This window comes from Pseudomonas sp. 9_2_1, assembly GCF_059295275.1.
This window is the reverse complement of sequence record NZ_CM181239.1, coordinates 2,550,573-2,570,668: the sequence shown is the minus strand read 5'-3', so window position 1 is coordinate 2,570,668 and position 20,096 is coordinate 2,550,573. Positions and strand designations below refer to the sequence as shown.

Here is a 20,096-nt window from a genome sequence, read left to right as displayed (position 1 = left end):
GCCGGTGCTCAGCCAGACAATTGCGCACGCGCGCGCTCGGCGGCGTCGTGGAAAACCTTGCGCAGTTCTGCAGCCTTGACCTTGCTGACCGACCTGGGCGGCAGCAGTTCATCGACCACGCGAATGCCTTGGGCCAAGGCGGTATTCAGTTGCTCAGTGTCGGAGGCGTCGGCGATATCACCCAGATAATGCGCGATGAGATACACGTAACGGTCCTGCAACTTCAGCGCTTCAAGCGCGTCGAGAGCCTTCTGGAACCGATCGGCTGCGTCAGGGCTCATGCTCAGTTTATCGAAATGAATCAGGCTCACACGGTCAGTGGCCATTGACGAATCTCCGTTTCCTGGTACGGCCTGGCCCACAAGCAGCAGCGCTTCTACGGTGCTCGGATGTGCAGGCCCGGGTAATGACCGTCAGGTTACCAGAACGCGAGGTATAAAGGGTCATGGCCCCCGGAACTAAAAGCAGTTGGCAGGTCGCGCAATGGACGCCCCAGGGCGTAATCGGGACAGGAGCCGCCTTTTGCGGCACAGGATAATCGCGGCGGCAACTCACCCGGCCGAGGCCGTCATCGAGCTCGGTAGCCCACACAACAACAAGCCTGCACCTGCAGGTAAGCCACAGGGGCCTCATTCTTCATGGCAAAGGAACACATCACCGAAACGCTCGACCTTGGGGTGACCGACCCCTCGAAAACCGCAGAAGCCCGCCAGGACCGGCGTTTCGAGGGCAAGCTCGACTGGATCGTGTTTGGTTGCACCAGCGTCCTGGCCATCGCATTCGTGCTGTGGGGCCTGCTCAACCAGGCCAGCCTCGCCAGCAGCGCTTCCAGCGCGCAATCCTGGGTCATTCTCAACTTCGGCTGGTTCTTCGTGCTCACTTCCACCCTGTTCGTGGTGTTCGTGCTGTGGCTGGCCGCCAGCCGTTACGGTCGGGTGCCGCTGGGGCGTGATGGCGAACTGCCAGAATTTCGCACGGTGTCCTGGGTGGCGATGATGTTCAGCGCCGGCATGGGTATCGGCCTGATGTTCTTCGGCGTGGCCGAACCGTTGTCGCACTATGTGTCGCCGCCGCCTGGTTCGGCCAGCCCCCAGTCGAGCGAAGCGATGCAGGTGGCCATGGCCACCACGCTGTTCCACTGGACCCTGCATCCTTGGGCCATGTACGCCATCGTCGGCCTGGCTATTGCCTACGGCACCTTCCGCCGCGGCCGCTCGCAGCTGATTTCCGCTGCCTTCCGCCCCTTGATCGGCAAGCACGCCAACGGCCCGCTGGGCCGGCTGATCGACATGATGGCGATCTTCGCCACGCTGTTCGGCTCGGCCGCCTCGCTGGGCCTGGGTGCGCTGCAGATCGCCGGCGGCCTGGAGTACAACGGCTGGATCGAAAGCCCGGGCAAGCTGTTCTACATTTCGATCATTACGCTGCTGACCATTGCCTTCGTCACCTCGGCGGTATCGGGCATCGGCAAAGGCATCCAGTGGCTGTCCAACACCAACATGGTATTGGCACTGCTGCTGGCGCTGTTCGTGTTCGTGGTCGGGCCGACCCTGCTGATGCTCAACCTGCTGCCGACCTCGATCGGCATCTATATCAAGATGCTGCCGGAAATGATGGCCCGCACCAACGCCAGCGGCGGCGAGCAGATGGACAACTGGCTGGCCGGCTGGACGGTGTTCTACTGGGCCTGGTGGATCTCCTGGACACCGTTCGTGGGCATGTTCATCGCCCGCATCAGCCGTGGCCGCACCATTCGCCAGTTCGTGACCGGCGTGCTGCTGGTGCCGAGCCTGGTCAGCCTGGTGTGGTTCACCGTGTTCGGCGGCGCGGCCATCGACGCCCTGCGCGACGGCGCGCTGCAACTGGCCAACGGGGCGGTCAACAGCAACCATGCGCTGTACCAGTTGCTGGACAGCTACCCGCTGGCCTCGGCCACCTCGGTGCTGGTGATGGTCCTGGTGGGCATCTTCTTTGTCTCCGGTGCCGATGCCGCTTCGCTGGTGATGGGCACGCTGTCGGAACATGGCACCACCGCGCCATCACGGCGCACGGTGATTTTCTGGGGTGCACTGACCGGTACGGTGGCGGCGATCATGCTGGCGATCGGCGACCCGGGTGACCCTGGCGAGGCGCTGACCGGGCTGCAGAACCTGACCATTGTCGTGGCCTTGCCGTTCGTGGTGGTGATGGTGCTGCTGTGCCTGGCGCTGTACCGCGACCTGCGCAAGGACCCGATGATGCTGCGCCACCTGCGTGGCAACGAGCTGATCGAAAAAGCCGTGCTGTATGGGGCGGTAAAGCATGGCGAGGAGTTCTACATCGTGGTGCAGGAGAAGAAGGCCTCAGTGAAGCCGGCGGCAGAGGCCAATGAAGTGGCCCAGCGCTGAAACCGGCTGGCGCTCGTCTCTTTGGGCTTTACCCGCAAATGCGTCGTTGGTTTGGCCAACGCATTCGCGGGTGGGCTCTCGTAGAACTGCACATAACTCACTGATTTAGCAGGGACCCTGTGGGAGCGGGCGTGCCCGCGAACACCGGCGCAGCCGGTGCCATGCACCGGGTTGGATTCTTCGCGGGCGCGCCCGCTCCCACAGGGTACGCGGAGCGCCCAGCATCCGTTCTATGCGCGACACCGTAGCCCAATGAGCTGGGCGATCTCCTACCGGGCCTTGGCAAGCCTGCGGATGTGTTGTTTTTCAGGGCCAGTCAATCGCCCAGGAAGCTGTCCTCGAACGCGTAAATGCAGGCCTCCACGCACAGCGCCATGCCCGCCTGCAGCTCGCCTTCGTAGCCATAGGATTCAGGGTCTTCCGGGTAACCAATGCTCGGGTACTCGTCGCACAGCCCCGCAGCACCGCTGGGGCGGAATAACGGGGGCGCGATCTCGGTGGAAGCGCCCCACAGGGTCACGCATCACCCGTTCAACGCCGCCTCTATACCGGCCACATCAATCTTGCCCATCTGCATCATCGCGTCGAACGCGCGCTTGGCCGCCGCACGGTCGGGGTGGCCGATGGCTTCGATGAGGATGCGCGGGGTGATCTGCCAGGAGATCCCCCATTTGTCCTTGCACCAGCCGCATACACTGGCCTCGCCACCGTTATCGATAATTGCGTCCCACAACCGGTCGGTTTCGGCCTGGTCCTCGGTGCTGACCTGAAACGAAAACGCTTCACTGTGCTTGAACGTCGGGCCACCGTTCAGGCCCACACAAGGGATGCCCATCACCGTGAACTCCACCGTGATCACGTCGCCCTGCTTGCCCGACGGGTAATCACCCGGCGCTTGGTGCACCGCGATCACGCTGCTGTCGGGAAACGTGCTGGCATAAAAATTCGCGGCCTCTTCGGCATCGTGGTCGTACCAGAGGCAGATTGTGTTCTTGGCCGTCATGGTGGTGCTCCATGAATGAGGGAGAACGTTAGAGTCTAGCCTCGGCATTGACCCAAGGCCCGCACAGCCGATTTTACCGTACGCCTGTACGATAAATCCCCCTGCTGCGAGCCCTTCCATTGACCTGCCGTTGGCGGGCTTGCTTGCGGGGTCTGGGCATGGGGGTCTCGCGACTGCTGTTGTGGCGAGGATAGCAAGCTTGGCGCTGCGCTCAACAATCTGCCCGGCGATGGCGGTCAGCAACATCGCCACAGTCAACGACAGCAGGGGCGCTGCCTGAGGCCGGGCGCCGCAACATTCTGCAGACATTTCCGACATCAGGTAGTGAACCTGCTTACAAAAAAGCGGTCTTTCGCTGACGGTCAACTCACCGACCGGTTCACCGGCCCAGTCACCGGGCCTACTTTTGTCCTGTTTCAGCGAAGACCCAACATGCCCGAATCCCGCCCAACTGCCTCCGCCCTCATTGCCCTGCGCGGTGGCCTGATCGCCACCGTGGTGGCCCTTGCCGCACCGGCGCATGCCGAAGAGCCTGCCAGCGATGCACGCTGGGTCAGTGACAGCCTGAGCACCTACGTGCGCAGCGGCCCGACCGACGGCCACCGCATCGTCGGCACGCTCAAGTCCGGGCAGAAGCTGACCCTGGTCGGCAGCCAGGGCAACTACAGCCAGGTACGCGGGCAGAATGGCGATGTGGTGTGGATCCTCAGCAACGACCTGCAGTCGGTGCCCGGCCAGAACGAACGCCTGCCGTTGCTCGATGCCCAGGTCGCAGAGTTGACCGGGCAGTTGAAGACCATCGACGACAGCTGGAAGAACCGTGTGCAGGGCATGCAGGAAACCCTCGACTCACGCAAGAAGCTGGTCGACGAACTGGAGGCGCGCAACAAGGCGCTGAGCGAGCAGCTCGATGAGAGCCAGTCGACCCTGCGTGATACCCAGGCGCGCCTTGGCGATGAGAACAAGCAGGTGATGATGCGCTACATGGTGTATGGCGGCAGCATTGCCGGCGCGGGGCTGCTGATGGGGCTGATCCTGCCGGCGTTGACCCGCGGCCGGAAGAAGAACGACCGCTGGTTCTGATGCCAGCTATGCCGGCGTCTTCGCAGGTTTGTTCCGCGAAGAGGCCGGCACGGCTCACACCTACTTGCTACGCGCCTTGTTGTAGATGGTCTTGGCCTGGTCCGCAGCCGACTGGCACTTGGTCATGTCACCCTTGTCCCGCGCCGTCTTGGCCTCCTCCATTTTCACCTTGAAGTCATGTGCCATGCCACCGTGCATCGCCTGACCGCTAGCTTTGTGGAAGTCTTCCAACTCCTGAATCTTCGCATCGCAGTTGGTCTTGGGATCCGCATGTGCAGCAAAACTCAGCACCGAAGCAATCACCAGCAGTGTCATGGATTTCATGCAACATTCTCCTGGGAAATTCGAAAGATGCTCGAGCGACATCGGCTCGACGCCACACACAGCATAGTCCCCCTCGGGCAACCACACCTGCGCTCAGCCGTGTGATCGTGCGCCTTCAGCGAACAGATAGTCGATGAATACCCGAAGCCGCAGCGGCATGTGCCGGGCCTGCGGGTAGATCAGCACGAACGGCCGCGAGGTGCCGCCGTACTCGGCCAGCACCTCCACCAGCGCGCCGCTGTCCAGCGCCTCCTGCACGGTAAAGCGGTAGGCCTGCATCAGCCCGGCGCCGTGGCGCACCAGGGTTGCGGTGGCAAGAAAATCGCCAAGGCAGGTGAAGCTGCCATCGGTCTCCAACTCCAGTTCTCGGCCATCGCGGCGGAAACTCCAGCGCGGGCGCCGGCCGCTGCTGGCCAGTTCGAACTGGATGCACTCGTGCCCAGCCAGGTCTTCCGGCACTTGCGGTGTGCCCCGGCGTGCCAGGTAGGCGGGCGTGGCCACCACCACCAACGGGGCATCTTCCAGGCGCCGCGCCACCAGCCGCGAGTCGGCAGGCTCGCGGCCACGGATGGCGAGGTCGAAGTGCTCCTCGGCAAAGTCGACGTTGCGATTGCTGACATGCACGTCCACCTGCACCTGCGGGTAGCGTTGCTGGAACGCTGGCAGCAACGGCAGCAGCCGGTGGTGCGCGTAAGGCGTCGGCACACTGATGCGCAGGCGGCCGCTGGGCGCGACCTGGCCGCCTGTGACCTGGCGCTCTGCCTCGACCAGTTGCCCGAGCGCCTGGCGGCATTGCTGGTAATACGCCTGCCCAGCCTCGGAAAGCCGCATCTGCCGGGTGGTGCGCACGAACAGGCGCACTCCCAGGCGTTCCTCCAGACGGGCCACACTGCGGCTTACCGCCGCCGGAGTGACGCCAGCCTCGGTGGCTGCGGCAGTAAAGCTGCCGCTGTCGGCGGCAAGGCAAAACAGCTCCAGGCTGCCCAGTTGCAGGTCATCGAAGTGGCGGGACATGAGGGCTCGATTGATTACATGGTGTATTGATTGAAATGCTATCCGGCACATTTTTCAAGCATGTGTTGCAGCCTACAGTGAGCTCCACCCGAGCCATCGGCTCACCTTCCGGAGTACGCAAGCATGACCCAGCCAAGAACCGTCATCATCACCGGGGCCTCCAGCGGCCTGGGCTTCGCCCTGGCCGAGGCGTTCCTCGAACGCGGCGACAATGTCGTCGGCAATGCCCGCAGCCAGGCGCGCCTGGAGCAGGCCGCCGGCCGCCTCGGCAATCCTTCGCGCTTTGTTGGTGTGGCCGGCGACATCGCCGAACCAGGCACGGCTGAGCGGTTGTTCGCCAGCGCGGTGCAAACCTTTGGTGGGGTCGACATCCTTATCAACAATGCCGGCATCTTCATTGCCAAACCGTTTACCGAGTACACCGCAGTGGATGTCGACGCGCTGGTCGGGACCAACCTGAAGGGGTTCTTCTACCCGGCCCAGGAAGCGGCGCGGATCATGGCAGGGCAAGGGCACGGGCAGATCATCGCCATCACCGCCTCCATCGCCTTGCAACCAGACACCCGCGTACCCGCGTTGTTGCCGGTGCTGGTCAAGGGCGGCCTGAACCAGGCAGTAAAAGGCCTGGCGCTGGAGCTGGCGGCCAGCGGGGTGCAGGTGAATGCGGTGGCACCGGGAATCATCGATACCCCACTGCATGGGGGCAATGTGCAAGGCCTGGGCGCGCTGTCACCCAGCGGCCGCACCGGCTCGCCGCAGGACGTGGTGGACGCCGTGCTGTACCTGGCCGACTCAGCTTTCGTCAGCGGTGTGATCTTGCCGGTGGATGGCGGCAGCACTGCCGGCACCTGGCACTGAACAGAGGAGCAAGCAGCCATGCCTTATGTGCATATTCGTGTGACCGATGAAGGGGTAACTGCTGAGCACAAGCGCCAGCTGATCGAGCAGACCACCCGCATGTTGCAGCAAGTGCTGGGCAAACCGCCGGCCAGTACCTTTGTGGTGATCGAGGAGGTGCCGACCGATAACTGGGGGGTTGGTGGGGAGACGGTGACCCAGGTACGGGCGCGAGAGCGGCGGTGAGGTTGCTGCCACACGAGAACCGATCACCAGGCGTTGCGCAGAGTGTGAGGGTGATTCTATGCTCCAGGGCAAATTGCATCAGGGCTGACAGGGAGGGTGTCAGAAATTTTGTGTTCGGGCATAACATGAGTAAGAGGTGCATGTATGCCAACCAAAAAAAAACCGCTCCGAGAGTTACCAAAGGTTCCGAAAGAGCTGCTGGAACAGTTTTCCGCTGTTCCGCTGATGACCGCAGAAGCCATCGAAGAAGCCTCTGCGGCATTCAAGAAGGCGCTGATAGAGCGAGCCTTGAATGCCGAACTGGGTCATCATCTGGGCTATCCACCGGGCGCGCAGCGCCCGGTGGATGAAACCAACCAGCGAAATGGGAAGAGCGGCAAAACGGTACTCACAGGTGATGGCCCGCTAAGGCTGGATATCCCTCGTGACCGGGATGGCAGCTTTTCGCCCATTTTGATCCCCAAACATGAGCGCCGTTACACCGGTTTTGACGACAAGATCATCGCCATGTATGCCCGCGGTATGACGGTCAGAGAAATCCGTGCCTTTCTCTCCGAGCAGTATGGAACAGAGGTCTCGCCCGACTTCATCAGTTCCGTGACCGACGAGGTCATGGAGGAGATTGGCGCGTGGCAACAGCGGCCTCTGGAGCCGATGTATCCGGTCATTTTCTTTGATGCTCTGCGGGTCAAAATTCGCGAAGAAGGCTTGGTTCGCAATAAAGCGATCTACTTGGCACTGGGCGTTTTGCCAGATGGAACGCGCGATATTCTTGGCATCTGGATTGAGAACACCGAAGGTGCGAAGTTCTGGATGAAGGTATTCAATGACCTCAGGACGCGCGGCGTCGAGGATGTGCTGATTGCCGTAACCGACGGCCTCAAAGGCATGCCGGAAGCGCTCAGTGCAGTATTTCCGGAGACGACACTGCAGACCTGCATCGTCCACCTGATCCGCAACAGCCTCGCTTATGCGGCCTGGGACAAGCGTCGAGCCTTGGCCAAGGCTCTCAAACCGATCTATCAGGCCATCAACGCCCAGGCGGCTGAACAGGCACTGGATGAGTTTGAAAGCGGGCCTTGGGGCACGCAATATCCAACAGTGGTGACTGCCTGGCGACGGGCGTGGGATCGAGTGATTCCGTTCTTTGCTTTCCCACCGGCCATCCGGAAGGTGATCTACACCACCAACGCCATCGAGAGTATCAACGCTCAGCTACGCAAGATCATCAAAACCCGCGGTCACTTCCCGAACGACGACGCGGCGACCAAACTGATCTGGCTGGGGCTGCGCAACATCACAGCGAACTGGGGGGCAGCGGCGCATGACTGGAAAAGTGCGATGAATCAATTTGCGATTCTGTACGGAGATCGGTTCATCAGGCCAACCTGGTGAAATCAAGGCCTGCCGGGCGGCAGGCCGTTACCGGCCCGCACACAAAAAACCTGACACTCCCCTGACAGGTGCTTGCCATTAGAGGTGCAGCGCCTATGAGATCGAGCGCCGCGCGGGCGGCGCTCGATCTCATAGGCGCTGAAAATGCTGTGCCAAGCACCTGTCAGCCCCGATGCAATCCCCCCAAAAATCCCCTGCCAGCGATCAAGCCCCTACTGCCGCAAACGCTCCAACGCCTGCAGCACATACTCCGTCGCCCGTTCCCCCTGCCCTTCCCGGCAAGCGATGCCCAGCTGCCGCCATAACCCCGGCCGCAGCGGCCTGCGCATAACACGCCGGTCCAGCTCCGCCGCCTCACCTTCCTGCGGCAACAACGTCGCCCCATACCCGGCGCCGACCAGGCTCTTGATCGCATCGTTGTAGTTCAGCTCGATCCGCGGCTCGGGGTACAGCCCCGCCGCTGCGAACCACTCCCCGGTCACCCGCGACAGCTGGGTGCTGCTGTCGTTGAGGATCAACGCCCGCTGCGCCAGCCAGGCCGGCGTAACCTTCGCCGGTGGCTGCCAGTCGGCAGGCACATAAGCCAGGATCGGGTCGCGCCGCCAAGGGGTTACCGTCAACCCTTTCCCCGCCACCTGCGGCAAGGCCACCAGGCCGATGTCCAGCGTGCCCTCGCGCAGCCGTGCCAGCGACGCCTGCGAGGTCAGCACCTGCACTTGCACGTCGATCCTCGGGTGCTCCACCCGCAGCTGCTCCAGCGCCTGAGGCAACAAGTGGGCGATGGCCCCGGTGGACGCGCCCAGCCGCACCCGGCCGGTCAGCCCCTCGACCTGCCGGCGCACTTCTTCAAGCGCCAGGTCGGCATCGGCCAGCAAGCGACGGGCACGCGCCAGCAGCGTTTCGCCGATCGCGGTGGGCCGAACCTGGCCGCGGGTGCGGCTGAGCAAAGCACCGCCAACCCGCGCCTCCAGCTCGGCCACGTGCAGGCTGATGGTGGGCGGCGCCAGGTTGAGCTGGCGTGCAGCCTCGGCAAACGAGCCTAGGTCGCTGATGACCACCAAGGTGCGGAGGCGGTCGAGGCTGATTTCGCGCATTGTCTATACCGTCCACTTCGCAGGAAGAGCCTGAGGGCCTGTCAAACCCAGCCCCGTCCGTGTAGAAGCGGCGGTGCGGCGATCCGATCTACCCGCTAAAGGGCCGGCCTTGACATGTTCGTTCAGAAAATCTGAACACTACCGTCATGATATTCAAATTTCCTTAATCAAAGCCACAGGCGAGCATAACCCACCCCTCCCCAACCGGACCCCGACCATGCATACCCCTGTTGTCTTCATCGATGGCGACCAAGGCACCACCGGCCTGCAAATCCACGCCCGTCTGCAAGGCCGCAGCGACTTGCGCCTGCTGACCCTGCCCGAAAGCGAACGCAAAGACCCGCAACGCCGCCGCGAGGCAATCAACAGCGCCGACATCGCCCTGCTGTGCCTGCCCGACGACGCTGCCCGCGAGGCCGTGGCGGCCATCTACAACCCGCAGGTGCGGGTAATCGACGCCAGCTCCGCGCACCGCACCACCCCGGGCTGGGTCTATGGCCTGCCAGAGCTGGACGACCAACAAGCCGAGCGCATTGCGCAAAGCAAGCGTGTCAGCAACCCCGGCTGCTACCCCACCGGGGCCATTGCCCTGCTCCGCCCACTGGTAAAGGCCGGCCTGCTGCCTGCCGACTATCCGCTGAACATCCACGCCATCTCTGGCTACTCCGGCGGCGGACGCGCTGCAGTCGAACGGCATGAACAGCCCGACGCAAGCAAGGCCCCGACCCTGCAGCTCTATGGCCTGGAACTGGCGCACAAGCACGTACCAGAGATCCAGCAGCACGCCGGCCTGTCGGCCCGGCCGATGTTCATGCCCGGCTACGGCGCCTACCGCCAGGGCATCGTGCTGAGCATTCCCCTGCAGTTGCGCCTGCTGCCTGGCCAGGTCAGCGCCGGCCAGCTGCAAGCCTGCCTGGAACAGCACTATCAAGGTGCCCGGCACGTCCAGGTCATGCCCCTGCACCAGCACGGCGCTGCGGCCAACCTCGACCCCGAGGCGCTCAACGACAGCAACGACCTGCGCCTGGCGCTGTTCGCCAACCCCGAGCACGGCCAGGTACTGCTGACTGCGGTGTTCGACAACCTGGGCAAAGGCGCCTCGGGCGCGGCGGTGCAAAACCTGGACCTGATGCTTGGTGCGTTACAGGCACAAGGCTGAAACGGAAAAACCGGTTAAACTGTACAGCCCGCGCCAGCACGGCGCGGGCTGTATTCCCACCCGCCGGAGCCCGTCACCCGATGTTCATCCTGAGCCGCCTCGACAGCGTGCCGCCCGAATCTTTCCAGAACCAGATCCGCGAGCTGGTGATCCACAATGTCAGCGAACTGAGCAGTGTCGCCATCACTGCCGACAACCCCCTGTATCCGCTGTACCAGTACGGCGTCGGCATGGAGGTGCACCAGTACCTGCAAGCCATGGACGGCACCCGCGGCCTGGCGGTGGCGCTGACACTGGCGCTGGACGCCGAGGCGCCCGACCATCTGCTGGGCTTTGCCCTGTCGCTGCCGGCCGAGGACGACGAACAGGCCTGCGCGCTGGCGTTCCTGGCCGTGCAACCCAGCCACCGCCGCCAAGGTATCGCCCGCGCCTTGCTGGGTGATCTGCAGGCGCGCCATGCCTGCGTGGAACTGAACGCCTTTGCCAGCCAGGTGCCGTGGTTCGAGGCCATGGGCATGCAGGCAGTGGCCGCCAACGGGCCGCAGGTGCTGATGAGCAGTACCGGGCAAGCCAGCGGTGCGTTGATCGGGCGGCTGGACATTGCACCGATCTACGAGGCGGTTGAAGTGATGCAGATTCATACCTACCTGCTTAACCAGCAGGGTGAAGATGCGATGATCGAAGCGGAACAGATGCGCGATGAGCGGCTGGACGAGCTGGCCGTTCAGGCGCGGGAGTGTGTGCGGCAGCGCAAGACCGTACATTGATCGAGGGGCCTTTTCGCGGGCTCGCCCGCTCCCACAGGGATATCACAAGACCCAAGGGCGATGAATACCGGTGGGAGCGGACAAGCCCGCGAAGAAACCTCATAGGCCCATCAGCCATGCACCCAGCGCCGATGCAGCCCTCGCGCAAAGGCATCCAGCACAAAGCCCAGCACCCCGATCAGCAGCACCATCGCCATCAGCTCGGAATACGCCAGCCGGTCGCGGGTATCGAGGATGAAGTACCCCAGCCCCGCACTGACCCCGAGCATTTCGCACGGCACCAGCACGATCCACAAGATGCCGATGGCCAGCCGCACCCCGGTCAGCACATGGCCGATCACCCCCGGCACGATCACCTTGCACAAGGTTTCCCGGCGTGTGGCGCTCAGGCTGCGGCTCAACTGCAGCCAGCGTGGGTCCAGTTGCCTGACCCCGGCAGCGGTGTTCAGCAGAATCGGCCACAACGCGGCAAACGCCAGCAGGAAATAGATCGGCTGGTCGCCCACGCCCATCAGCATCACCACCACCGGCATCCACGACAGCGGCGAGATCATGCGCAGGAACTGGAATGCTGGCGTGGTCGCCGCCTCCAGGTGCCGGTAGCTACCCACCAGCAGGCCCAGCGGCACACCAATCAGCAGCGCCAGCAGCAGCCCGATCAGGATGCGTTTCAGGCTCACCCAGATATGCCCGTAGATCTCCCCCTGCCCCAGCAGCTCGACCAGGCTGGCCAGGGTTGCGTTGGGCGAAAAGCGCGCCGACAAGCCATCGGCCTGGCCAAACACTGCAACACCCGCCCACCACAACAGTAACAAACCGAGCAAACCCGCCAGACCAAGCCCGGCGTGCAGGACATGCGTGCGCATCAGACCGCGAACTCCTCGTTACGCTCGTAGCTGTCGGCAATGCCGAACACCGACGGCCCGCCCACGGCGGTAATGGCGTTACGCACGAAGCGGTCGTCGACCAGGTCCCTGGCGGTCTGCACCGGGTCAAGGCCGGCAAGGAACGCGTTGTCACCCTCGATCAGGGTGGTCTGCAAGCGCTTGACCAGCGCTTCGGTGTAGCTGGGGTACGGGTACGGCTGGAAGTCGATGCGTTTTTCGTCCCACTGCTGATGGCGGATGGCACCACTTGCAATGTAGCCAGCCCGGTCCTCGGCGGCCGGCGCCAGCACCTTGGCCAGCACCGCAGGCTCGTGCGGGGTGTACTTGTTGGGGCCGGCCCTGGACAGCAAGGCCGCCGCTTCGGCGCGGTGATCGCGCGTCCACTGTTGCGCCTTGACGATGGCGTTGACCACTTTCTGCGACCATTCCGGGCGATTGTTCAGGTCATGCTCGTGCATGAACACCACGCAGCAGGCGTGATTGCGCCACACATCGCCGGTGAAACGCTGCACCCGGCCAACCTTGAGGTTCTCGGCCAGGGCGTTGAACGGCTCGGCAACGATGTAGCCGGCAATGCGTTTGCTGGCCAGGGCTGGCGGCATGTCGGACGGCGGCAGCACCAGCAGGTTGACTTCATTGGCGCCCAGCTGGGCAGTGACCGGCCTCGACACCGGCGTCAGGCCGTTGTCGTTGAGCATCTGCTGCAGCACCACGTTGTGGATCGAATACCAGAACGGGATGGCCACGGTCTTGCCACCTAACTGCTTGAGGTCGGTGATGTCCGGGGCCACGGTCAGGCCCGAGCCCCCCACGTGGTTCCAGGCCACCACCTTGGCCGGCACCTTGCTGGCATAGCGCGCCCACACTGTCATCGGCGACAGCAGGTGGATGACATTGACCTGGCCGGAGATGAACGCCTCGATCACCTGGGCCCAGCTGCGCAGCAGCACCGGGCGCTCGGCCTTGATGCCTTCGGCTTCGAACAGGCCATTGTTGTGCGCCACCAGCAGCGGCGTGGCGTCGGTGATCGGCAGGTAGCCGATGCGCACCGGCGCGTCCGGTTCGGCGGCGGCGCGGGCCTGCAGGCTTGAAAGCAATGGCAGCGCGCCGGCCGCCGTGAGCATGGCACCGAGCTTGAGGAAATCGCGACGTGAAGAAGCGGAACAGCAGTCATCCATGCACATGGACAGCCTCCGAGGGCAACGGGGTTGGGGTGGGTTCGACTGTGCGGCTTGCCCGCCGAAGGGTCTTGAGGATTTCGATACGCAGGGCGCCCAGTTCGTCGACCCGCTGCGCGCGCGGCTGCGGCAGGTCGACGAGCCACTGCCCGAGGATGTGCGCTGGGTGGTTGCCCAGTAGCAGCACCCGATCGGACAGCAGCAGGGCTTCGTCAATATCGTGGGTGATCAGCACCGCCGCCGTGTTGTGGGTGGCGATCAGCTGCAGCAGCAATTGCTGCATGTCGGCCCGGGTCACTTCGTCCAGCGCGCCGAACGGCTCGTCGAGCAACAGCACCTCGGGCTGGCGGGCCAGACAACGGGCCAGTGCAGTGCGCTGGGCCATGCCGCCGGACAGCTGCGCCGGGAACTGGCCACGGGCATGGGCCAGGCCCACGGCCGCGATGGCATGGTCGATGCGTGCACGCCGCTCGGCTGCGGCCAGTCTGGGCTGGCGGGCGAAGTCCAGGCCGAAGGCGACGTTTCTCTCCAGGCTCAGCCAAGGCAGCAGACTGGGGTCCTGGAACGCTACGGCCAGCCGGGGGTGCGGCCCTTGCAACGGCTGACCGTGCAGGGTGACGCTGCCAGCGCGTGGCTGCTGCAGGCCGGCCAGTACGCGCAGCAGGCTGGACTTGCCAACCCCACTGGGGCCAAGAATGCTCACCACTTCGCCCGGTGCCAGCTGCAGGTCGAACTGCGCCAGCACCTGCTGCCAGCCCTCCTCGCGCGGGTAGCCCAGGCTGATGTCGCGGGCTTCGAGCAACACTGGGCTCATGCCGCGCCTGCCTGGCGCTGCAGTTCGGCGCGCAGTTGCACCAGGCTGGGCGTGACAATCGGCACGAAGGCCGATTCGCGCCAGCGGCGGGCAAACCCTTCGCCATACTCGCTCAGGTAAGCCTTGCCACCGCTGGCCTGCAGCTCCAGTTGTACGGCGTCGGCGGCGCTTTCAGCCAAGGTGATGCGCAGCTTGAACAACGCCGCCGGTTGCTGCTGGAAGCGGCCATCGAGCAGGCCCTGTTTCAGTTCGCTTACGGTATTTTCCAGACGCTCGCCGAGCACCTGGCGGGCCTCCTCCAGGAACGAGGCACGACCATTCAGATGCGCCCGTACTTCCTCCAGTGCACGTCGCGCCAGGCCGATGGCCATGCCACACTGCAACGCCAGAAACGCGGGGCGTACCCGCGGCAGGAACTCGCGGGCATTCTCATGCAGCAGCCATTCCCGCGACAACTGCACCTGGCGCAAAGCCAGCGCCGCCGTGTTGCTCGACTGCAGGCCCATCAGTTGCAGGTCATCCGAACGCTCCAGGCCTTGCACGTCCGATGGAATGGCCAGCACGAACGGCGCGCTTCCGGCCTCGTCTTCAATCGCTGCCGCCACCACGAATCCACTTTTGCGCAGGTTGGTCACCCAGTGCAGGCGCCCATCCAGGTCCCAGCCATCGGCTGCCGGCCGACCGCGCACCTGCAGCGCTTCGATACCGGACAGAAACTTCATGGCGTTGGACAGCCCGGTAGCCCCGGCCAATTCGCCGGTCAGCAAGCGCGGCAACAGGCGCTCGCGCAGGGGCTGGTTGGGACTGTGCAGCAGGTACTCGATGAAGGCGCGTTGGCCCCAGCAGACAAAGGCTGCGGCCAGCGAGCGACTGGCGATGGCGGCAATGGCTTCGACCGCGTCGGTAACCTGCCCGCCCGTGCCGCCAAGGGCCGGGTCTACACCAATACGCAGCAGCTGCGATTCGGCAATCTGCGCCAATACCAATTGCGGTTCGCACTGGCCCCGGTCGATGGCCTCGGCATTGGCGTCCAGCCATCGTCGAAATGCACAATCTTGCATGGTCTTGCTCCTTGGGAAACGCCAGGGCCGCTGTGCGGCCCATTCGCGGCACAAAGCCGCTCCTACAACCACCGCGTTATGGCAGGTGTCACGCGCGGATCAAGCGGAAGGCTGCCAGCGATACTTGCCAAGCTCTTCATTGAGCGGCGTCTGGGCGAACACATTAGCAAAGTTGCACAGCGTTGCCAGACTCACGCCCAGAATCACCTCCAGGGCGTTGCCCTCGCTGAAACCGGCTGCGCGCAAAGCCTGGTAGGTGGCTTCACTGACGTTGCCGCGGGTGGCGATCACTTCACGGGCGAACGCGGCGAGGGTTTCGTAGCGGGCATCGGGCAGCTCGCCGCGGGCGCGCAGGGCATCGACCACTTCCTGCGGCAGCTTGGCTTTGTTCAGGGCCACGGCGGTGTGGCCGGCGACACAGAAATCGCAGCCATGCTGGGTAGCGGCGATCAGCTGCACCACTTCGCGCTCGGCCAGGGTCAGTTCGGACTTGCCATTGAGCGCCGAAACGGTCACATAGGTTTCCAGCGCTGCCGGGGCGTTGGCCAGCACGCCGAGCAGGTTGGGGATGAAGCCGGATGCCTTCTGAGCGTTCTCGAGGAACGGACGGGCCGCTTCCGGTGCGGTCTGCAGGGTGTGTAGAGTAATGCGCGAGGACATGCAGTGGTCTCCTTTGATGGGTGTCACTACAGTCTGTTGGTTATAAGAATTACCCTCCATATTCATCAGTCGCCTTTCCTTGCTCCCGAGTCTTTGTATTAGATGATTTCGTCCAGCCCCCTTGTCGATTGGTTATTAGAAGGCCTGGAGCTCGATGCCAGCCTGTTCCATGTCGGTCGCTACTGTGGCGGTTGGCACGCCAGCACCCAAGGCATGGGCCGGGCCAGCTTCCACCTGGTGGTTCAGGGGCATTGCTGGCTGCACATCGACGGCCATGCCCAGGCGCTGCGCCTGGAGGCCGGGGACGCGGTGTTCCTGCTGCGTGACCTTGGTTATCGCTTGTCCAGCGACCAGGACCCGGCCAGCGCCTGCGCCCAGCCGCGCCAGCACATGCAGGCACTGGAAGCGGATGCGGTCGAGGGGGTTGGGCTGGTGTGCGGTTTCTTCCATTTCAAGCCAGGCTTGTCAGCGCTGATCGTCGAAGGGCTGGCCGACTGGATAACGCTGCGCGGCAACGAACCGGCCGGGCATGCGGCACGCGCGTTGTTCGAGCTGATTCTGCAAGAATGCCAACGCGACGCCGGGCCATCACAGACATTGCTGGAGCGGCTGACGCATTTGCTGTTCCTGTATGTGCTGCGCCAGCAGGTGCATGCCGGGCAATCGTTGGGCGGGCTGGTTGCACTGGCCCGGCAGGCGGCGTTTGCCGGGTTGTTGCAGCAGTTGATCGAGCACCCGGGGCAAGCCTGGACGCTGGAGAGCATGGCCGCGTGTACCGGTTTGTCGCGGTCGGCGTTTTTCAAGCGGTTCAGTGAGGTCGCCGGGCAGTCGCCGGGGCAAGTGCTGCTGGCTTTGCGTATGCGCCATGCAAGCCAGCTGCTCAGAACCGGGCACACGGTAGAACAGGTTGGCGCGCAGGTGGGGTATCAGTCGGTGGCGGCGTTTACCAGGGCGTTTGCCAAGGCCGTGGGGGTGCAGCCAGGGGCTTATCGCAGGCAGCATGAAGGGCGGTGAGCCACAGAGCGCTACCCATCGATAAGACCGCCACAGCCAACAGATTCACACTTGTTTAACCGGAATATCCCCTGCTCCTTTACCATCCCGCCGCTCGCCCATCCAGGCATTGACCTTCTGCCCGAACTCGGCCGGCGCCTTGCGCCCGAAGCGTCGCGCCAGGTCGAGAATCGTCTGCTGCGCCAGGGCCTCCTCCATGCGCTTCTGCGCGCCCAGCATTACCGCGTGAATGGCACAGGTGCCCTCGGTCGCCCAGCTGGGTGCCGAGCCCTCAAACAGGCTGCAACGTTCACGGATCTCGCGGCAGTCGAAGATCTTTTTCGGCCCATCGATGGCATTGACGATATCCAGCACGGTGATTTCATCGGACGGTCGGGCCAGGCGGAAGCCGCCGCGCACGCCCTCGGTGGCGGCCACCAGCCCGGCTCGGGCCAGTTTGGTGAACACCTTGGCCAGGTATTCCTGGGGTACACCCTGCAACTCTGCCAGATCGCGCACGCTGGAATCTCGCGAATCACCGCGCTCGTCCACCAGGAACAGCAGGCAATGGATGCCGTATTCGACGCCAGCACTGTAGAGCGACATAGTAATCTCCGACCAATATTGTCGCAAATAATACGCTTGGGGAGAGGGATAGCGCAAAGTGTGAATCTGTCGGTTGCGGGCCTGGTTGTGGGGGATGGGCTGATGGTCGTGGGGTTGGGGCTGAGAGGTGACCGACATGAGAGTTTCAGCACCTGTCAGCCCCACCCCGCACAACCGACCGGCCTGCCCCATACACCCATCTCCCCAAGGCCATACCACTCGGCCAAAAACCCCAACACCCGAAAAAACACTTGCACCAAATAACTCCGACAAATACAGTCGTAGTTATTCGAGCGACCCCAACCCGTGCTCGAAGCCCTCTTCGACCCTTGCGGAGCACCTACATGAAATCGAACATCCTCATCATCGGTTCTGGTTTTGCCGGCGTCTGGAGCGCCCTCAGCGCCGCACGCCTCCTGGACCAGGCGCAGCGCGACGACCTGAGCATCAGCGTGCTGGCCCCGCAACCGGAACTGCGCATCCGCCCGCGCTTCTACGAAGCCGATGTGCACAGCATGAAAGCGTCGGTCAGCGACCTGTTCGAGGCCGTAGGCGTGCGTTTCATCACCGGCAATGCCGAGGGCATCGATGCCGCTGGCCGTAGCGTCAGCTACACCGACACCAACGGCCAGCGCCAGCAGATCGGCTACGAGCGCCTGATCCTCGCCGCTGGCAGCCAGGTCGCCCGCCCGGCAGTGCCAGGCCTTGCAGAACATGTCTTCGATGTCGACCAGATGGAGTCGGCGATCAAGCTGGAGCAGCACCTGGCCGGTCTGGCCGCCCTGCCCACCTCGCCGGCACGCAATACCGTGGTGGTCTGTGGCGGTGGCTTCACCGGCATCGAGACCGCCACCGAGATGCCCGCGCGCTTGCGTACCTTGCTTGGCAGCGATGCGCCGGTACGCGTGCTGGTGGTGGACCGCGGCGCCAAGATCGGGGCGGCGCTGGGCGCAGGCATCACGCCGTCGATCATTGCAGCGTGCGAACAGGCCGGTGTCGAATGGCGGGCGGGTACGTCGGTGGTGGCCGTCGATGCCGGTGGGGTGACCCTGGACAACGGCGAGTACATCGCCAGCAACACGGTAATCTGGACCGTCGGCGTCAAGGCCAGCCCGCTGACTGCGCAGGTGGACGGCGAGCGTGACAACTTCGGCCGGCTCAAGGTAGACGACCACCTGAGAGTAATCGGCCAGGAGCACATCTACGCCACCGGCGATACTGCCTGGGCGGCCGTCGACGAGCTGGGCAACCATGCCCTGATGACCTGCCAGCACGCCATCCCCATGGGCCGGCACTCTGGCAATAACGCCATGGCCGACCTGTTGGGCATGCAGCCGGTGGTCTACCGCCAGCCCAAGTATGTCACCTGCCTGGACCTCGGCGACTGGGGCGCAGCCTTCAGTGAAGGCTGGGAGCGCGAACTGAAGCTGCATGGCCAGGAAGGCAAGGACCTCAAGCGCCAGATCAACTCGGTATGGATCTACCCGCCAGCAGCGGACCGCGCCCTGGCCCTGGCAGCGGCCGACCCGCTGATCGCGATCGTTTGACGGCTATTTCCAGACAGAACCGCCAGCAAATGGCGGTTTTGTCACTTCATGCCGTAACGCCGCCACCGCCGTCAACCAGGTGACCGCGGCGGTGGAACTTGAATGCCTTACAACCATTCACGGCGACTGGTTCCGTTGTTCAGAGTGGGTCGTGTCCTACAGTGGACAGGATCTGAATTTGTCTGATGTCTGCTTGCCTGTTTTCAACAGCCGCGATCTCTCCTCCTCCCTGGGTTCGCTGATGATTGGCAATCATCTCATCACGAGAAAACGGGCGTTGGACTGGCCGGTGTTCCCAAAACCTGTCATCGCCTGACTGATTGATAGTTGGCCCCTTTGAGCGAGTACGGGCGACCCAGGTCGTTGGTAGCTTCAAGAGATCTTTTTGGGGAGCGCTTTCTCCCACCAAAATGTCCGTTCGACTCACACTACGCTCCGAAAGGGGCGGACGCGTGCCCTTGTAACTCCCCGGTCCATTCCTCTGAGCTGGTTCAACTTTGACTTGGGGATAGGGCATCACCTTGGCGACAGGCAATGCTGTGATGTCATTTCTAGTCGTGGAGAATGGCTCTAGATGGCCAATCCTGAACGCCCGTCCAGGCCAGGGTGCTTTTCCCGTCGGATCAACCCAGTTGATCGGGTCACCTGCGCAATAGGCATAACTGTTCAGCCCACCGTCACCAAATGGACTCAACTGGTCCGGGCTGATAAAACGCATGAGAGAGGGAGCGTATGACCGATGCCCGTTGCCAAGCCAATAACCCTGAATCAACCCATCCAGCAGTTGGCCGTTGAACCCCAACATTGCCTCAGCACTGCTGACTGGCAGGTAACCATACGCCGTATAGTTGAGTCGGCAGTCTGAGACTTGATTGCGGCGCCGGTTCATTCCATCACCTTCACGATCTACTGATCGCAAGACTGTGCCGAAAAATGATCGCTTGTTGAATTGGCATTTTTACCAGGCAACGCGGCGGCCGGCTTGCAGTGGGTGTGACTGGCCGGGTCGAGCAATACAACGCATGACCTGAAACAGCTGGG

At 63.4% G+C, this 20,096-nt stretch carries 22 protein-coding genes; 9 read left to right on the top strand and 13 right to left on the bottom strand.

Annotation, left to right across the window (positions count from 1 at the left end; genetic code table 11):
- Positions 1 to 8 precede the first annotated feature (8 nt).
- Positions 9 to 326, bottom strand: a complete 318-nt coding sequence (locus AC5O5I_RS11560) for a hypothetical protein (RefSeq protein ID WP_172227790.1) — start codon at positions 324 to 326, stop codon at positions 9 to 11.
- A gap of 312 nt (positions 327 to 638) precedes the next feature.
- On the opposite strand from AC5O5I_RS11560, the gene AC5O5I_RS11555 reads away from it, so the two are divergent.
- A complete protein-coding gene (locus AC5O5I_RS11555; protein ID WP_494512607.1) occupies positions 639 to 2,387 on the top strand; it encodes a BCCT family transporter in 1,749 nt (582 codons plus the stop codon).
- A gap of 316 nt (positions 2,388 to 2,703) precedes the next feature.
- Here AC5O5I_RS11555 and AC5O5I_RS11550 read toward each other — a convergent pair whose 3' ends face one another.
- Positions 2,704 to 2,907, bottom strand: coding sequence for a hypothetical protein (locus AC5O5I_RS11550; RefSeq protein WP_494512606.1), 204 nt, complete (start codon positions 2,905 to 2,907; stop codon positions 2,704 to 2,706).
- A gap of 3 nt (positions 2,908 to 2,910) precedes the next feature.
- Entirely contained in the window at positions 2,911 to 3,390 is a 480-nt protein-coding gene (locus AC5O5I_RS11545) for a VOC family protein (RefSeq protein ID WP_172227786.1), read from the bottom strand.
- A 432-nt stretch (positions 3,391 to 3,822) separates the two neighbouring features.
- On the opposite strand from AC5O5I_RS11545, the gene AC5O5I_RS11540 reads away from it, so the two are divergent.
- Positions 3,823 to 4,473 (top strand): TIGR04211 family SH3 domain-containing protein, encoded by a 651-nt coding sequence (locus AC5O5I_RS11540; RefSeq protein WP_172227784.1) that lies wholly within the window; start codon positions 3,823 to 3,825, stop codon positions 4,471 to 4,473.
- A 60-nt stretch (positions 4,474 to 4,533) separates the two neighbouring features.
- On the opposite strand, the gene AC5O5I_RS11535 is transcribed toward AC5O5I_RS11540, so the two are convergent.
- Complete coding sequence (locus AC5O5I_RS11535; RefSeq protein WP_172227782.1) at positions 4,534 to 4,797, bottom strand: PA2433 domain-containing protein; 264 nt, start codon at positions 4,795 to 4,797, stop codon at positions 4,534 to 4,536.
- A 93-nt stretch (positions 4,798 to 4,890) separates the two neighbouring features.
- The gene (locus tag AC5O5I_RS11530; protein ID WP_494512605.1) at positions 4,891 to 5,811 is read right to left on the bottom strand and encodes a LysR family transcriptional regulator; all 921 of its coding nucleotides are present in this window, start codon (positions 5,809 to 5,811) and stop codon (positions 4,891 to 4,893) included.
- 123 nt (positions 5,812 to 5,934) lie between these two features.
- On the opposite strand from AC5O5I_RS11530, the gene AC5O5I_RS11525 reads away from it, so the two are divergent.
- From AC5O5I_RS11525 to AC5O5I_RS11515, 3 genes are all read left to right on the top strand, one after another.
- The gene (locus AC5O5I_RS11525) at positions 5,935 to 6,669 is read left to right on the top strand and encodes an SDR family NAD(P)-dependent oxidoreductase (RefSeq protein ID WP_172227778.1); all 735 of its coding nucleotides are present in this window, start codon (positions 5,935 to 5,937) and stop codon (positions 6,667 to 6,669) included.
- 18 nt (positions 6,670 to 6,687) lie between these two features.
- The gene (locus AC5O5I_RS11520) at positions 6,688 to 6,894 is read left to right on the top strand and encodes a tautomerase family protein (protein WP_172227776.1); all 207 of its coding nucleotides are present in this window, start codon (positions 6,688 to 6,690) and stop codon (positions 6,892 to 6,894) included.
- 144 nt (positions 6,895 to 7,038) lie between these two features.
- Positions 7,039 to 8,289 carry an IS256 family transposase gene (locus AC5O5I_RS11515; protein ID WP_494511211.1) on the top strand — a complete coding sequence of 417 codons (1,251 nt, stop codon included), beginning with the start codon at positions 7,039 to 7,041 and terminating at the stop codon, positions 8,287 to 8,289.
- 212 nt (positions 8,290 to 8,501) lie between these two features.
- Here AC5O5I_RS11515 and AC5O5I_RS11510 read toward each other — a convergent pair whose 3' ends face one another.
- Positions 8,502 to 9,383, bottom strand: a complete 882-nt coding sequence (locus AC5O5I_RS11510; RefSeq protein ID WP_172229730.1) for a LysR family transcriptional regulator — start codon at positions 9,381 to 9,383, stop codon at positions 8,502 to 8,504.
- Positions 9,384 to 9,600: 217 nt separating this feature from the next.
- On the opposite strand from AC5O5I_RS11510, the gene argC reads away from it, so the two are divergent.
- Together argC and AC5O5I_RS11500 are read left to right on the top strand one after the other, a co-directional pair.
- Positions 9,601 to 10,542, top strand: coding sequence for an N-acetyl-gamma-glutamyl-phosphate reductase (argC, locus tag AC5O5I_RS11505; protein ID WP_494512604.1), 942 nt, complete (start codon positions 9,601 to 9,603; stop codon positions 10,540 to 10,542).
- Between the two features lie 80 nt (positions 10,543 to 10,622).
- Positions 10,623 to 11,309 (top strand): GNAT family N-acetyltransferase, encoded by a 687-nt coding sequence (locus AC5O5I_RS11500; RefSeq protein ID WP_494512603.1) that lies wholly within the window; start codon positions 10,623 to 10,625, stop codon positions 11,307 to 11,309.
- Between the two features lie 110 nt (positions 11,310 to 11,419).
- Here AC5O5I_RS11500 and AC5O5I_RS11495 read toward each other — a convergent pair whose 3' ends face one another.
- The 5 genes from AC5O5I_RS11495 to AC5O5I_RS11475 form a co-directional block, all read right to left on the bottom strand.
- Entirely contained in the window at positions 11,420 to 12,175 is a 756-nt protein-coding gene (locus AC5O5I_RS11495) for an ABC transporter permease (protein WP_494512602.1), read from the bottom strand.
- Positions 12,175 to 13,380 carry an ABC transporter substrate-binding protein gene (locus AC5O5I_RS11490; RefSeq protein WP_172285283.1) on the bottom strand — a complete coding sequence of 402 codons (1,206 nt, stop codon included), beginning with the start codon at positions 13,378 to 13,380 and terminating at the stop codon, positions 12,175 to 12,177. The genes AC5O5I_RS11495 and AC5O5I_RS11490 overlap by 1 nt, the downstream gene beginning before the upstream one ends.
- On the bottom strand, positions 13,367 to 14,188 hold the full coding sequence (locus AC5O5I_RS11485) for an ABC transporter ATP-binding protein (RefSeq protein WP_494512601.1): 822 nt from the start codon (positions 14,186 to 14,188) through the stop codon (positions 13,367 to 13,369). The genes AC5O5I_RS11490 and AC5O5I_RS11485 overlap by 14 nt, the downstream gene beginning before the upstream one ends.
- Complete coding sequence (locus tag AC5O5I_RS11480) at positions 14,185 to 15,249, bottom strand: acyl-CoA dehydrogenase family protein (RefSeq protein WP_172229715.1); 1,065 nt, start codon at positions 15,247 to 15,249, stop codon at positions 14,185 to 14,187. Before AC5O5I_RS11480 ends, AC5O5I_RS11485 begins: the two co-directional genes overlap by 4 nt.
- 99 nt (positions 15,250 to 15,348) lie before the next feature.
- Positions 15,349 to 15,909, bottom strand: a complete 561-nt coding sequence (locus tag AC5O5I_RS11475) for a carboxymuconolactone decarboxylase family protein (protein WP_172285281.1) — start codon at positions 15,907 to 15,909, stop codon at positions 15,349 to 15,351.
- Between the two features lie 102 nt (positions 15,910 to 16,011).
- On the opposite strand from AC5O5I_RS11475, the gene AC5O5I_RS11470 reads away from it, so the two are divergent.
- A complete protein-coding gene (locus tag AC5O5I_RS11470) occupies positions 16,012 to 16,923 on the top strand; it encodes an AraC family transcriptional regulator (RefSeq protein WP_494512600.1) in 912 nt (303 codons plus the stop codon).
- Positions 16,924 to 16,968: 45 nt separating this feature from the next.
- Here AC5O5I_RS11470 and AC5O5I_RS11465 read toward each other — a convergent pair whose 3' ends face one another.
- Entirely contained in the window at positions 16,969 to 17,508 is a 540-nt protein-coding gene (locus AC5O5I_RS11465; RefSeq protein WP_172230233.1) for an RrF2 family transcriptional regulator, read from the bottom strand.
- Between the two features lie 344 nt (positions 17,509 to 17,852).
- Here AC5O5I_RS11465 and AC5O5I_RS11460 point away from each other — a divergent pair, with 344 nt between their 5' ends.
- Entirely contained in the window at positions 17,853 to 19,055 is a 1,203-nt protein-coding gene (locus tag AC5O5I_RS11460; RefSeq protein ID WP_172285279.1) for an NAD(P)/FAD-dependent oxidoreductase, read from the top strand.
- A gap of 139 nt (positions 19,056 to 19,194) precedes the next feature.
- Here the strand turns inward: AC5O5I_RS11460 and AC5O5I_RS11455 are convergent, their stop codons facing one another.
- Positions 19,195 to 19,944: an RHS repeat-associated core domain-containing protein gene (locus AC5O5I_RS11455; protein WP_494512599.1), complete on the bottom strand. Its 750-nt coding sequence runs from the start codon at positions 19,942 to 19,944 to the stop codon at positions 19,195 to 19,197.
- Positions 19,945 to 20,096 lie beyond the last annotated feature (152 nt).